Genomic DNA, 12,774 nt, shown 5'->3' with positions numbered 1-12,774 from the left:
GATTCTCTAAATTATGCAACTGATTGATAGAACAACTTCAAGCTACCTCCAGACATTTGATCCATTGCTAGAACAACAAGAGCAATTATCAGGGAAGCAACAAGTACGATGACAGCAGAACTTTGAAGTTCAGACCAAGTAGGCCATGAAACTTTCGTTGTCATCTCGTCGTATGATTCTTTTAAAAATTGAATTACGTTAGCCATTTTAAAGCTTTTGCACGGGAACAAGGATTCGAACCCTGATCAAAGGTTTTGGAGACCTCTATTCTACCGTTGAACTATTCCCGTGGATGAATAAGTCCGTCACAAGAACGGACTTATTATATTATTAGTGTATCTTATTTCAAGATTTCAGTTACCTGACCAGCACCTACTGTTCTACCACCCTCACGGATAGCGAAACGTAGACCTTTTTCCATTGCGATAGCGTTGATCAACTTTACAGTGATTGTAACGTTATCACCAGGCATAACCATTTCTACACCTTCTGCTAGTGAAATCTCACCAGTTACGTCTGTAGTACGGAAATAGAACTGTGGACGGTATTTGTTGAAGAATGGAGTGTGACGACCACCTTCTGCTTTTGACAATACGTAAACCTCAGCTTTGAAATCTGTGTGAGGAGTTACTGAAGCTGGTTTACAGATAACCATACCACGACGGATATCAGTTTTCTCAATACCACGTAACAATAAACCTACGTTGTCACCTGCTTCACCTCTGTCAAGGATCTTACGGAACATCTCAACACCAGTTACAGTTGATTTCAAGTTCTCAGCACCCATACCAAGAATTTCAACAGGATCACCTGAGTTGATTACACCACGCTCGATACGGCCAGTTGCAACTGTACCACGACCAGTGATTGAGAATACGTCTTCAACTGGCATCAAGAATGGAAGATCAGTCAAACGTGGAGGAATTGGAATGTAGTTATCTACAGCATCCATAAGCTCCATGATCTTACCTACCCAAGTAGCATCACCGTTCAATCCACCTAATGCAGAACCTTTGATTACAGGGATATCATCACCAGGGAAATCGTAGAACGATAACAATTCGCGAACTTCCATTTCAACAAGCTCTAACAATTCAGGATCGTCAACCATATCTACTTTGTTCATGAAAACAACTAGAGCTGGTACACCTACCTGACGAGCTAAAAGAATGTGCTCACGAGTTTGTGGCATCGGACCATCAGTAGAAGCAACTACAAGGATTGCACCGTCCATCTGAGCAGCACCAGTAACCATGTTCTTCACATAGTCAGCGTGACCTGGACAGTCCACGTGTGCATAGTGACGGTTAGCTGTAGAATACTCAACGTGAGCAGTATTGATTGTAATACCTCTTTCTTTTTCTTCAGGAGCAGAGTCGATTGAATCAAATGAACGAGCTTCTGACAAACCAGCGTCAGCCAATACTTTAGTGATAGCTGCAGTCAAAGTAGTTTTACCGTGGTCAACGTGACCGATAGTACCGATATTTAAGTGCGGTTTACTGCGGTCAAATTTTTCTTTTGCCATGTTTTTATACTAATTAGTAGGTTAATTTTACTTTCTAAATAAAACGAATAATTTTTCGCTGAGCCAAAGATGGGACTTGAACCCACGACCTCTTCCTTACCAAGGAAGTGCTCTACCGCTGAGCTACTTCGGCCTTATACTAAATAGTTAACTACTAAGAAATACATCTTAGTAGTTAACTTTTATTAGCTCATGAGCGGAAGACGAGGTTCGAACTCGCGACCTATAGCTTGGAAGGCTATCGCTCTACCAACTGAGCTACTTCCGCATGAACTGGTGAACCTAAATTCACCATTGTGGGGAGAGAAGGATTCGAACCTTCGTAGCCGAAGCAGCGGATTTACAGTCCGCCCCATTTGACCGCTCTGGTATCTCCCCAGGCTTTCTTTTTCGGTCTGCGAAGGTACAACTTAAATTGATTAACGCAAACTAAAAATTAAAATTTTTGAGCCTCCTATCGGAATCGAACCAATGACCTACTGATTACAAGTCAGTTGCTCTACCAGCTGAGCTAAGGAGGCTTTTAATTTTATTATATCCTTTTAAAGAACGTCCCTTTAAGCGTTTTTCTCTTATTGAGAACCTCTCCGAAAGGGAATGCAAATCTACGCAAATATTATATCCATCAAAATTTTTTTTAAAAAAAATCCGGCAGTAGAAAACAGCCGGACATATATTGAACAACATACTACTAAGCCCACGCTTGGACGGAGTTCATCTCCGCTTTGTAATTAGTTAGCCTTAAACGGTTCTTAGTTTTATGTTTTGTTACCTGTCTTCTTAATGACTCTATTGCCAGATCTATAGCCTCTTCAAACGACTTACATTGCTCTTTAACAAAAAGTTGACTACCCGGGAGGTTCAGTTTAATTTCGGTTATTTTATTCGCGTCATCCTCGGTGTTTTCTAATCGCAGATACACCTCTGCATTTAGGATATTATCAGAAAACTGATACAGCTTTTCAGCTTTTTTTTGAATAAAAGCCAACAATTTTTTGTCTGCATTGAAGTGGATAGATTGAACAGAAATTCTCATTTTTCCTCCTTTTTTTACGCCCTTGGATGGGCCTGTTTATAAATTGATTTTAACTTTTCAACAGAATTATGAGTATAAACCTGCGTAGCAGCTAAACTTGCATGGCCCAGTAACTCTTTTATTGCGTTTAAATCTGCACCATTATCTAACAAAGTGGTAGCAAAGGAATGCCTCAAAACGTGCGGACTCTTCTTCTGATTCGTAGTAATATGATCAAGATACCGCTTTACTATCCTGTAAATTAAACTAGGATATGCCCTCTTTCCATCTTTTGTTACGAATAATTCAATTGGAAGGTTCTCGAAATTTTGCAGTTGTCTTGCAGACAAATACTCTTTAATCTCATTAATAATTTGTGATGTTAAAGGAACGATCCTCTCTTTACTCCTTTTACCAAAAATTTTAATACTTTGATCAAAAAGATTAATGTCCGCCTCCTTTATATTTAAGAGTTCAGCAAGGCGAATTCCCGTACCAAATAATAACTCTATAATTAACTTATCCCGCCGGCCTTCGAAATCTTCAGCAAAAGCACCTTCACTATCCAGCAAATCATCCATTTTCGACTCATGCACTACTACTGGCAGTCGCTTTGGTGCCTTCAATGCTTTTATCAAAAGTGTTGGATTCAACTCAATCAGCTTTTCCCGCTGAAGGAAGGTATAGAAAGTACGTAAAGTTGAAAGTTTTCGATTAATAGTATTAGGAGCAATACTACTATTTATTAAGTCAACCATCCAGGAACGTACATCCTGATGACCAACAGATAAAATATCGGGATTTTGTGATTCAATGAAACTCCTGAATTGATCCAGGTCATTCATGTAGGCGGTCACTGTATGCTCAGAGAATCGTTTTTCATACTGAAGATAACTCTTAAAACGCTCTAGAAACATAAAAACCTATTTGAATAATGCAAAAGCAATATACAAATAGGTTAATATTATTTAAAGAAATTTTAAAAAAATCTTAAGCAGTTTCCTGAGTAAGAGTTTGTTTGTAAACAGCTTTCTTAACCACGTTACGACGTGCAACTGATTTCTTCTCGAATGCCTGACGACTACGTAATTCTCTTAATACTCCGGTTTTCTCAAATTTCTTCTTGAAGCGCTTTAAAGCTTTGTCTAAAGATTCTCCGTCTTTTACGTTGATAATAATCATGTTCTTATACCTCCTCTCATTTTTTTTCGGGATTGCAAATTTAAGTAAATTATTCACAGTCAAAATATTAATTTAAAAATAATCATCTACTCCCCCTTAATTCCATAAACTACTTTAAAAGGTGATGTAAGGCGCTATTTTCCCTATTACCTCATCATCCAGGAGAAGCACCTTTTTCAAGTCATTAGCAGATATATAGTTTCCGTGCTGCTTTCGATACTGAACAATAGCGTTAATTTGTTTATAACTTAAATAAGGGAATCTCTTGAGTTCATTAAAGGTGGCAGAGTTTACATTAATTTTCAATATCGTTTCCGGTTCTACCAGAATCTTACTCTCTAAGCCTTTATATCTTAAAGAGTCTAGGCCGTACACTTCTAGCAGCTGTTCCTTTTTCCAAAAGCCCCCTAATCGATTCCGATATTTGATAATGCGACTTGCGAAAGCCGGTCCTATCCCTCGTAGTGTTTCTAACTGTGCCGAGTCAGCCGTATTTATATTTATAATAGCATCTTCCTTCTTGAGATATACCCTCTCGAATTTTTTGTAATGAGGTTTGCTGTTTTTGGACTCGGGAATCAAAATGTAGGGCTCCAATCGGGCGTAATCTTCAGCCGCTAAAGAGTAGATTTTCTTTAAATCTTCCTTCCTATAGAAACGGCCACCTTTCGCCTCAAAATTTTTTATGACTTTAACTTGCCGGGCAGACAACCCCAGATCTAGCCACTTTAATTCTGGAAGATTATTGGGATTAAATAAAAAGTACTTAACATTTTTCTTCCTCCTCTCCAACGTCCATTTGTTATGACTGAAGATCTTAGTACCATACTCTTTATCATCGACAGCAGAAGCCAGAAATTCTGCAACTTCCGCATCGAAAGCTGTGTCCTGGACTTCCTGATCTACCGACCTAAGTTGCAAGTAAACATCCGGAGCCAGAAAAATAAGCACTAGTAGAACACATAATATAATTAACCCATTCAGTTCTTTCTTAGAAAACTCAAAATACTCTTTTAGATTCATCTTGATAAGGTTGATAGAAATTAGGCGTGAAATTATTCTTCTTTGCGCTTCAGGTACGGATTTTCAAATTCCGAATTAAACCAGGCCATAGGAATATCCGACTCAAACCGGCCGTTTCTCGAATCTATCCGCCTCTCAAATCGACCTTCTATCCTAAAGTCTATACTCCTGTAAAAAGAAATGGCCCGGAAATTAGTCTCTCTAACAATTAACTCCACCCTTAAAATATCTTTTCGTTTAGTTCTTATCTCGTGTTGCAAGCTTCTGAATAGAAGTTTACCTAAGCCCTTCCCTTGTACTTCAGGGGCAACAACGATAGTCAAATCAGTAAGTACATGAGCAAATACACTTTGAACTGGCTTATAACAGTGGATTTCGGCAAGAATCTGATTTAGATCTTCTTTGAGACAGACCACTAGTTGAATCCCATTTGTCTGAGCTTGGGACATAAATTCCCTAATATAAGTCTCAGATATCTCTTCTTCCAGCCGGGATATTCCTCCCACTGTGCAAGCTACTATTTTGTATAAGTTGAAGATTCCATCAAAATCTTCACTAACTGCGGGACGAACTTTAAACATTTCAGATATGAAATTATAAATTAAATTGGCCGTTTCTCTTCACTAGCAAAACATCATCTTGGTTTAGCTTCAGGTAACCGTATTCATAACAGAAAAAATATACAGACCCTTTATAGGTCTCGTAGGTGTGGGTAAAATAATTGAAATTAAAACCGAGTCTTAAGATCTTCTGAGCGCTAACTTTCAGTTTTCCCTCAGGATTTAATTTCTGTAAAATACTCCTGTTCTTTCTAAGAATCGCATTTATCTGCTTCACAGTAGAACTATCTTCGATCTTAAGTCGATTATTATAATTATTGCGACAGTGATCATCACAAAATTTCTTATCCGACCTTCCTTTTATCGAATTTCCGCAATCAAGGCAATAGCGCTCTATCATACTTAACGGCCTATATTATCCATGTACAAACGCTTATAAACGTATAAAAGCATTTAATATCCGACTACCTTCACCCTTCTTACCCAACTTTGTATCGTTGAAAGTAAACAAAAACTAAAACTAAAAAAATAACATACGTCATGAGTAATTTAAGAAATAGCGTAAGACTAATAGGTCACCTTGGAAACGATCCCGAAATCAGAATAGTTGGAAACAAAAAAGTTGCAAAAATTTCAATTGCAACAAATACTAATTATCGAAATGAGAACGGGGAAAAGATAGAAGAAACACAATGGCATAATCTTATACTGTGGCATAAGAATGCTTCAATTGCAGAAAAGTATCTTTCTAAAGGATCAAAGATAAGCATTGAAGGGAAGCTCAGCTCGAGAAGTTACACTGATAAGAGCGGAGTCAAGAGGCATGTAACTGAAATAGTAGTAAATGATGTGTTGCTCTTAGGCAAAAAATAGGAAGCATTAAAAAAAGAAAGAAGAGGGCTGACTCACGCCAGACCCTCCTCACAACACTAAACCAAAATTAGTTTCGTTCAATGTCAATCTATCGTTTTTTGTTATTAGAACGCGTAAACTACCGCTAGAGAAAACTGAGAAGCAGATTTCGTATCGGCAGTTCCAAGGGTAAGGCTCTCTGGTTTTTTATAGAAAGAATTAACTGAAGCATTGTCAAATCTTATTTCAGGAATAAAAGTTAGACCACCTGCTTTTAAGTTACCAGAAACAGTAAGAGCTGTAACAGATTCATCTGCTGCCGGACCGAAACCAACACCTCCATTTTTCTTTGTTTTGAAATATTCACCTCGCAAACCAAGACCAATAGAAGAAGTCAGAGCAACTGAAGGATAAAGCGCCACACCAGTATAACCAGTATCATCAGCGCCTTCGCCAGCGGACCAATCAGCAACATTTAGACCTAATTTAAATTTATCAGTAATTTGATAAGCCGTAGTCAAATCCAGGATTGTTCCAGAAGAATATCCCGTTAATAAATTAAAATATGCAGTCCAGCCCTCTATTGGAGTAACTGACAACTGAGCACCAAAGGTATTAACACCTTGGTTGGCATCAGCCTGATAAACATTCCACTTATTATTAAACAACCCGGCCATTAAACCAACTTTACTTGAAATAGCGTAGTTAGCCTTTATCCCAGCATTTTGAAATGGTCCGTTAGTAAACAGGTAAGAAGTTGAATAATTGACATTACCTACCGGTGAAATAACTTCATATCCCACAAATGTGCCCATATATCCTGCAGTCATAGAAAATTTGTCTGTGAACGCATATGTGGCGTATAGATTTTGAATATGAAATGAATTGTCATCTACATTATCGCCGTTTGGAATAGATTGATATTGTCCTCTTGGCCCGAAAGAAACCTCTCCTACAAAAGATGCTTTGCCTGTTGATTTCTTTAACGCTATATCAATCATTCCGAGAGAAACTGAATTTTGATCAGTTGCAAAGCTTGTAGGGATATTTGGAACCTTAGAGAAGTCATATTTGTAATAGGCATCAACTGATCCGGAAATACTCAAAGGTGTTGAAGTTGAATCTTGAGCATTTGCATAGCTGGTCCCCGCCAGCGCGATAAGAGCTAGTACTTTTTTAAACATAATAGAAAAGATTGATTGTTAAATAGTGTTTATCGAATGTTGAATAATGATTAATGTGCGAGATTAGAAGATTCTAGAAGTCCTTCACTTCTTTCTCAACAACTACTCCGTTCTCTGAAACAAGTAGTGTACCTTGAACATATTTTTCATTGTGCTGACTTTCATCAAGACCCAATTCTTCTTCCTCTGAGCTCACTCGAATTGGTTGAAACAAGTTGATTAGTTTGAAAATACCGTAAGACACTGTGAAGCTATATCCTACAACAATTAACATTGCCTTAGCTTGTGTAATAAAGAAATCAATATTTCCATAAAACCAGCCATCATTACCGGCAGCGTTAACTGTTTTAGTTGCAAATACACCTGTAAGCAACATACCTACCATACCACCTAATCCATGACAAGGGAACACGTCAAGGGTATCATCGAGTGTTGACTTCTGTTTGTAATAAACAGCAAGATTTGAGATTATAGCCGCAATGAAGCCAATAAAGATACTTTGAGGAATAGCTACAAAACCCGCACCCGGAGTAATTGCAACAAGTCCCACAACGGCCCCGATACAGAAACCTAATACTGAGGGCTTTTTCCCACGGATGACATCGAAAAACATCCAGGATAATCCAGCTGACGCGGCTGCTGTATTGGTAGTAGCGAATGCCGATACAGCCAGGGCATTTGCTCCTAGAGCAGAACCAGCGTTAAATCCGAACCATCCGAACCAAAGCAACCCGGTTCCTATCAATACATAGGGAATATTTGCTGGTGGAACTTCTTCATTCGCCATATGTACCTTACGACGCTTAAGAACTAATGCTCCCGCTAATGCTGCACAACCTGCAGAAATATGAACTACTGTTCCTCCTGCAAAATCTAATGCTCCCATTTTAAACAAGAAGCCTTCGGGATGCCAGCTCCAATGCGCTAAGGGAGCATACACGAATAATCCAAAAAGAACTATAAAACTCACGTAAGATGTAAATCGAATACGCTCAGCCACTGCACCAACAACCAAACCAGGTGTGATGATAGCAAACATCAATTGAAATAATGAGAATAATGTAAAGGGAATGGTCGGAGCAAGACTCCACGGAGCTCCAGAATTAACTCCTTTAAAGAAAAGGAAAGTCGAAGGATTTCCAATAAAGCCGTTGATTGATTCTCCGAAACAAAGGCTAAATCCTACCACTATCCATAGTACCGTCACTACTCCTGCTGCCACAGTGCTTTTAATCATGGTTGAAAGCACGTTTTTACGATGAACCATCCCACCATAGAAGAATGCCAAGGCTGGAGTCATTAAGAATACCAGGGCTGTCGACACAATTACCCACGCGATGTCGGAGCTGTTGTAAACTTTACTTCCGTCAAAGTCAGGAAGAGAAGGAATAAATAGCGCGGCGATTGCTGCAATCGCTAAAACCAGGAATGGTCCGGCTTGTTTTACTACATTTTTACTCATTTTGGTTGTTATTTTGGTGTTGTTAACAATAAACTGTTGTTTCATTTATTATTATAGATGTAAAAGTAACAAGTTTCATTTAAAGTCATAATATTTTTCATGTTTTTTTTACAAAAAGACAAAAATCAAAGACAAATCAGGCTGATTTAATAGACAAACACGAAGAAACACGATTATAAATACCCAAAACTTTAAAAAAAGTCAAAAACAGAAAATTAATAATGGTAAAAATAGGATTATACCAGCAAAACGAACTGTTACTATAGAAAAACAAACCAAAAGCTGAGTTTAAACAATAAGGCCTAAAAAAATAACAAAGAAAAGAGAGTCCTAATAATTCTAAAGGTTTGAACTTAACTAGGAGAAAAGCAGAAAGGCTGAAAGAAATTTTGGGGTTAAGAAAAGACGACCTGGGAAATAGCTCGTGCAGCAATAAGATTTCAGAAAAACAACGAGAGGAGAAATAAATCTATAAAAACTACTTTATTAAAAACAACTTCATAGATAGTATGAAAAGTCCCAGGAGTGCCGGTAATTATCGAATAAATATTAGGAACACAAGAGAGAAAGGTTTGGATTGATAATATAAATTGAACCTATCAAACATGACTCTTATACCAGGGCTTCATAATTAGCTCCTTGTAAAACCCCTCGTCTTTCTAACTCTTTATCTATGTAGGTCTGGATCTCGGCCTTCTTTAATCCCCAGTTAGGTGCAATAAGCAGATCATAATCAGCCAGGCCGAAAAGGCGTTGAAGGACAATATCGGGTCTGAGCAGTGGAATAAATTCAGCAAGAAAATCCGTATATTCTGCTATCGAAAAGACAGGAAAGGGATTCCGCTTATATTGAACTCCCATTATAGATCCTTCAACAATATGCAAATGATGCAATTTTGCAAACTTGATTTGAGGAAAACGGTTTATTTCATCGGCATATTTCAACATCATCTCCCTTGTTTCCCAGGGAAACCCGAAAATAGTGTGCACACACACGTCTAAAGGAGAATCTTGAACCAGATTTAAGGCTGTTTCCAACTCTTCGTGTGTACAACCGCGATTTATTCTTAATAATGTGTCATTATAAACAGATTCCATGCCCATTTCAAGATCTACATCAAGGCCGCGATCTATATAACTTTCCAGCAGAGCAACCTTTTCAGCATCTATACAATCAGGCCTTGTCCCTACAGATAATCCGACCACATTCTCAGGAGCGATACTTAAAGCCTCATCGTACATCATCTTTAAATAATGGGTCGGTGCATAAGTATTAGTATTAGGCTGAAAATAAATGATGAATTTTTCCGCTGCATATCCATTTATTGCTCTCTCCATACCTTTTTCTATCTGCTCCCGGATGGTGGGACCTTTCCGGGATAGCTCAGGAGTAAAAGAATCTACATTACAATACGAACAGCCCCCATACCCCTTGCTTCCGTCGCGATTAGGGCAGGTAAAACCACCGTCTACTATTATCTTAAACACACGCTTCCCTTCGTATTTCTTTTTCAAATACGCTCCATAATAATTGTACGGCTTTACTCCAAAATCTAACGGCGTCCCCATTGCTTATATAAAATAAGGTGCAGATTGAACTACACCAGTAAAATAAACCTCAAAGATAGGAAAACGGATTGCCGCTGAACAATTTAGCTAACAAAAAAAGGCTTTTTTACGATTCTTGGATCCTTTACCAAGGCCTAATTTAATAACGGCCTTTAATTACTTGCAAAAGCCACTAATATTTTCCCTACACGTTAGGAATCAACAGTGAATCTAGTGATCCCATACTTAATAAGGCCGTTGCTTGCTCTTACGGGTTTTACTTTTTACTTTTAAGGCCTATGCTTAGGATTTACTACAAAAAAGATAGAAGATTGGCGAAGGAGACCGATTTGGATTCACTGAGAGAAATCCCTATCGAAAGCTTGATTTGGGTAGATCTACAAAATCCAACAGATAAAGAGAAAGCAACAGTCGAGACCTATTTTGACATAAAATACTCTTCTGAAGAAGAATCGCAGGAAATTGAAAGTTCTTCACGTTTTAATGAAGTGGAAGATGAGCTGATTATAAACTCCAACTTTTTATCTATCAAGGAGAAAGGCTTCGCTTATTGCCCGGTATCTATCATCGTAGAAAAAGGCATACTTTTCACTTACCGCGATGATGATCTTAAAACTTTCGGCGAAGCTGTAAAAAGAATTAAAGCAAGTCCTGCGAGTTACATAAATGGTTACCAGATTTTTCTTACCATCCTAGAAACCTCTATAGATAACGACGCCGACCTGATTGAAAATCTTGCCAGACGAATTGCAGAGCTTAATCAGCAGTTAATCTTAAGAAAAAAGAGATCAGACGAAGAATTTTTGATACAAATCTCTTCATTTCAGAATGAAACCATGTCTTTAAGAGAAAACATCATAGACAAACAACGTCTGGTTTCTGCCTTAATGAAAAGCTCCATCTTCCCTGAAGAGTATATGGGAGTTTTAAGAATAATGATCAAAGATATTAGTTCTCTCGTTGAACACAATAAGTTTGCCTTCGAGCGACTTGAATACTTGCAAGACACCTTTATGGGATTCGTAAATATTGAGCAAAACCATATTATAAAAATATTTACTGTTGCAACCGTTGCCTTTATGCCCCCAACACTCATTGCCAGCATTTACGGAATGAACTTTAAGTTTATGCCCGAGATTGAATGGGATTATGGATACTTGCTAGCTATTTTATTAATGATCCTCTCTTCAGCAGGAACCTTGATTTATTTTAAGAAAAAGAATTGGCTTTGATCTTCCAGCTTAAAATCCAACCGATTTGAGAAAATTTACCTGTTCAACAAAAATGCTTGAACTTATTACCCGTGCAATAACCCACGCCGGGGTTAAATACTTAGCCTGCTTCGGCGTATGAAATTTAAATTACAAGCACTTTCTTTTACATTCAAACAATTCCTAATTACCTTAAACATAGCACGATAACACCTGTTAGCCCTTTTGATAATTAACAAATTATTTACTCTAACAAAATCATCTACTATGTTTTATCATGACAAACGACTGCAGTACCATGTACGTGTCGAAAAACCAAATCCTCAATTTGCAAGACTTCTTCAACAAGCTATCGGAGGAATTGAAGGAGAGATCAGAGTATGTCTTCAGTATCTATTTCAGGCATGGGGAAACCGTGGCCCGGTGAAATACAGGGATATGCTTCTGGAAACTGGAACGGAAGAGATTTCACACATCGAGATGCTATCTACGGCTGTCGCTTTAAACCTTGAAGGGGCATCGGGAAACATTGTTGAAAAAATTGTACAAGAAAACCCGGTTGTAGGTGAAATAATGGGAGGAATGGATCCCCGTCATTATCTTTCTGCAGGATTGGCCGCAATGGCAACTGACGCAAATGGAGTTCCTTTTAATGGTTCGTGGATTGTTGCCAGCGGTAACACAGTTGCTGATATGTACTCCAACGTTGCTGCAGAATCAACAGGAAGGGCCTTGGCAACTCGTTTATGGAAATCCACCGACGATCCGGGGATGAAAGACATGCTTTCCTTCCTGATCGCCAGAGATACGATGCACCAGAACCAGTGGCTAGCAGTAATTGAAGAACTTGGAGGAATCAACGCTCACCCTGTTCCAAACAGTTTCCCTCAAGCTGAAGAAAATCAACAGTTCAATTACTCTTTCGTATCTACCAACATTGAAAATGAAGCGCTCACTTACGAGGGTTCACGCTTTACTCACGGCACGTCGATAGATGGCAAAGGAGAGTTCAAAGTTGTAAAAGCGCAACCTCTGGGAGACGAACCTAAATTGGGTGCCCCTGCTCCCGAAGGCTTTGCTCAAACAGAACAAATGGCAAACAACGACGGTATCCTGGGAACCCTCAGTGATATGGTTAGCAAATAATAGCTATTAATGAAAAAGAGATGCTTTCCGCATCTCTTTTTC

At 38.4% G+C, this 12,774-nt stretch carries 14 protein-coding genes and 5 tRNA genes; 3 read left to right on the top strand and 16 right to left on the bottom strand.

The window, feature by feature from the left end:
• Window positions 1–11: 11 nt before the first annotated feature.
• The 13 genes from secE to J4N24_RS23760 form a co-directional block, all read right to left on the bottom strand.
• Window positions 12–206: a preprotein translocase subunit SecE gene (gene secE, locus J4N24_RS23820; protein WP_207536246.1), complete on the bottom strand. Its 195-nt coding sequence runs from the start codon at window positions 204–206 to the stop codon at window positions 12–14.
• Between the two features lie 13 nt (window positions 207–219).
• A tRNA-Trp gene (locus J4N24_RS23815) sits at window positions 220–290 on the bottom strand.
• A gap of 50 nt (window positions 291–340) precedes the next feature.
• Window positions 341–1,528: an elongation factor Tu gene (gene tuf, locus J4N24_RS23810; RefSeq protein ID WP_207424731.1), complete on the bottom strand. Its 1,188-nt coding sequence runs from the start codon at window positions 1,526–1,528 to the stop codon at window positions 341–343.
• Window positions 1,529–1,589: 61 nt separating this feature from the next.
• Window positions 1,590–1,661: transfer RNA gene (locus tag J4N24_RS23805), tRNA-Thr, on the bottom strand.
• A gap of 62 nt (window positions 1,662–1,723) precedes the next feature.
• Window positions 1,724–1,796, bottom strand: a tRNA-Gly gene (locus J4N24_RS23800).
• Window positions 1,797–1,825: 29 nt separating this feature from the next.
• Window positions 1,826–1,906 (bottom strand) — tRNA-Tyr (locus tag J4N24_RS23795).
• 70 nt (window positions 1,907–1,976) lie between these two features.
• Window positions 1,977–2,049, bottom strand: a tRNA-Thr gene (locus J4N24_RS23790).
• Window positions 2,050–2,219: 170 nt separating this feature from the next.
• Window positions 2,220–2,564, bottom strand: a complete 345-nt coding sequence (gene hpf / locus J4N24_RS23785; RefSeq protein ID WP_207536245.1) for a ribosome hibernation-promoting factor, HPF/YfiA family — start codon at window positions 2,562–2,564, stop codon at window positions 2,220–2,222.
• Window positions 2,565–2,578: 14 nt separating this feature from the next.
• On the bottom strand, window positions 2,579–3,460 hold the full coding sequence (locus J4N24_RS23780) for a tyrosine-type recombinase/integrase (protein ID WP_207536244.1): 882 nt from the start codon (window positions 3,458–3,460) through the stop codon (window positions 2,579–2,581).
• 73 nt (window positions 3,461–3,533) lie between these two features.
• Window positions 3,534–3,725: a 30S ribosomal protein S21 gene (gene rpsU, locus J4N24_RS23775; RefSeq protein ID WP_207424734.1), complete on the bottom strand. Its 192-nt coding sequence runs from the start codon at window positions 3,723–3,725 to the stop codon at window positions 3,534–3,536.
• Between the two features lie 114 nt (window positions 3,726–3,839).
• Window positions 3,840–4,748, bottom strand: coding sequence for a helix-hairpin-helix domain-containing protein (locus J4N24_RS23770; RefSeq protein WP_207536243.1), 909 nt, complete (start codon window positions 4,746–4,748; stop codon window positions 3,840–3,842).
• Window positions 4,749–4,780: 32 nt separating this feature from the next.
• On the bottom strand, window positions 4,781–5,329 hold the full coding sequence (locus J4N24_RS23765) for a GNAT family N-acetyltransferase (RefSeq protein ID WP_207536242.1): 549 nt from the start codon (window positions 5,327–5,329) through the stop codon (window positions 4,781–4,783).
• Between the two features lie 13 nt (window positions 5,330–5,342).
• Entirely contained in the window at window positions 5,343–5,708 is a 366-nt protein-coding gene (locus J4N24_RS23760) for a DUF2116 family Zn-ribbon domain-containing protein (RefSeq protein WP_242691790.1), read from the bottom strand.
• Between the two features lie 140 nt (window positions 5,709–5,848).
• On the opposite strand from J4N24_RS23760, the gene J4N24_RS23755 reads away from it, so the two are divergent.
• The gene (locus tag J4N24_RS23755; protein ID WP_207536241.1) at window positions 5,849–6,181 is read left to right on the top strand and encodes a single-stranded DNA-binding protein; all 333 of its coding nucleotides are present in this window, start codon (window positions 5,849–5,851) and stop codon (window positions 6,179–6,181) included.
• Between the two features lie 104 nt (window positions 6,182–6,285).
• Here the strand turns inward: J4N24_RS23755 and J4N24_RS23750 are convergent, their stop codons facing one another.
• The 3 genes from J4N24_RS23750 to mnmL all read right to left on the bottom strand — a co-directional run bounded on the left by J4N24_RS23750 (window position 6,286) and on the right by mnmL (window position 10,375).
• Complete coding sequence (locus J4N24_RS23750; RefSeq protein WP_207536240.1) at window positions 6,286–7,344, bottom strand: porin; 1,059 nt, start codon at window positions 7,342–7,344, stop codon at window positions 6,286–6,288.
• Window positions 7,345–7,417: 73 nt separating this feature from the next.
• The gene (locus J4N24_RS23745) at window positions 7,418–8,806 is read right to left on the bottom strand and encodes an ammonium transporter (protein WP_207536273.1); all 1,389 of its coding nucleotides are present in this window, start codon (window positions 8,804–8,806) and stop codon (window positions 7,418–7,420) included.
• A gap of 612 nt (window positions 8,807–9,418) precedes the next feature.
• Window positions 9,419–10,375 carry a tRNA modification radical SAM protein MnmL/YtqA gene (gene mnmL / locus J4N24_RS23740; RefSeq protein WP_207536239.1) on the bottom strand — a complete coding sequence of 319 codons (957 nt, stop codon included), beginning with the start codon at window positions 10,373–10,375 and terminating at the stop codon, window positions 9,419–9,421.
• 278 nt (window positions 10,376–10,653) lie between these two features.
• Between mnmL and corA the strand changes: the two genes are divergently transcribed.
• Both corA and J4N24_RS23730 read left to right on the top strand, forming a co-directional pair.
• Window positions 10,654–11,607 carry a magnesium/cobalt transporter CorA gene (gene corA / locus J4N24_RS23735; RefSeq protein WP_207536238.1) on the top strand — a complete coding sequence of 318 codons (954 nt, stop codon included), beginning with the start codon at window positions 10,654–10,656 and terminating at the stop codon, window positions 11,605–11,607.
• Between the two features lie 246 nt (window positions 11,608–11,853).
• Window positions 11,854–12,732 (top strand): manganese catalase family protein, encoded by an 879-nt coding sequence (locus tag J4N24_RS23730; protein ID WP_207536237.1) that lies wholly within the window; start codon window positions 11,854–11,856, stop codon window positions 12,730–12,732.
• Window positions 12,733–12,774: the final 42 nt, after the last annotated feature.

Source organism: Desertivirga arenae, from assembly GCF_017355785.1.
In the GTDB taxonomy this organism is placed as follows: Bacteria; Bacteroidota; Bacteroidia; order Sphingobacteriales; family Sphingobacteriaceae; genus Desertivirga; species Desertivirga arenae.
Note: the sequence above shows the minus strand (reverse complement) of the source record. Positions and strands in the feature narration are given on the sequence as shown.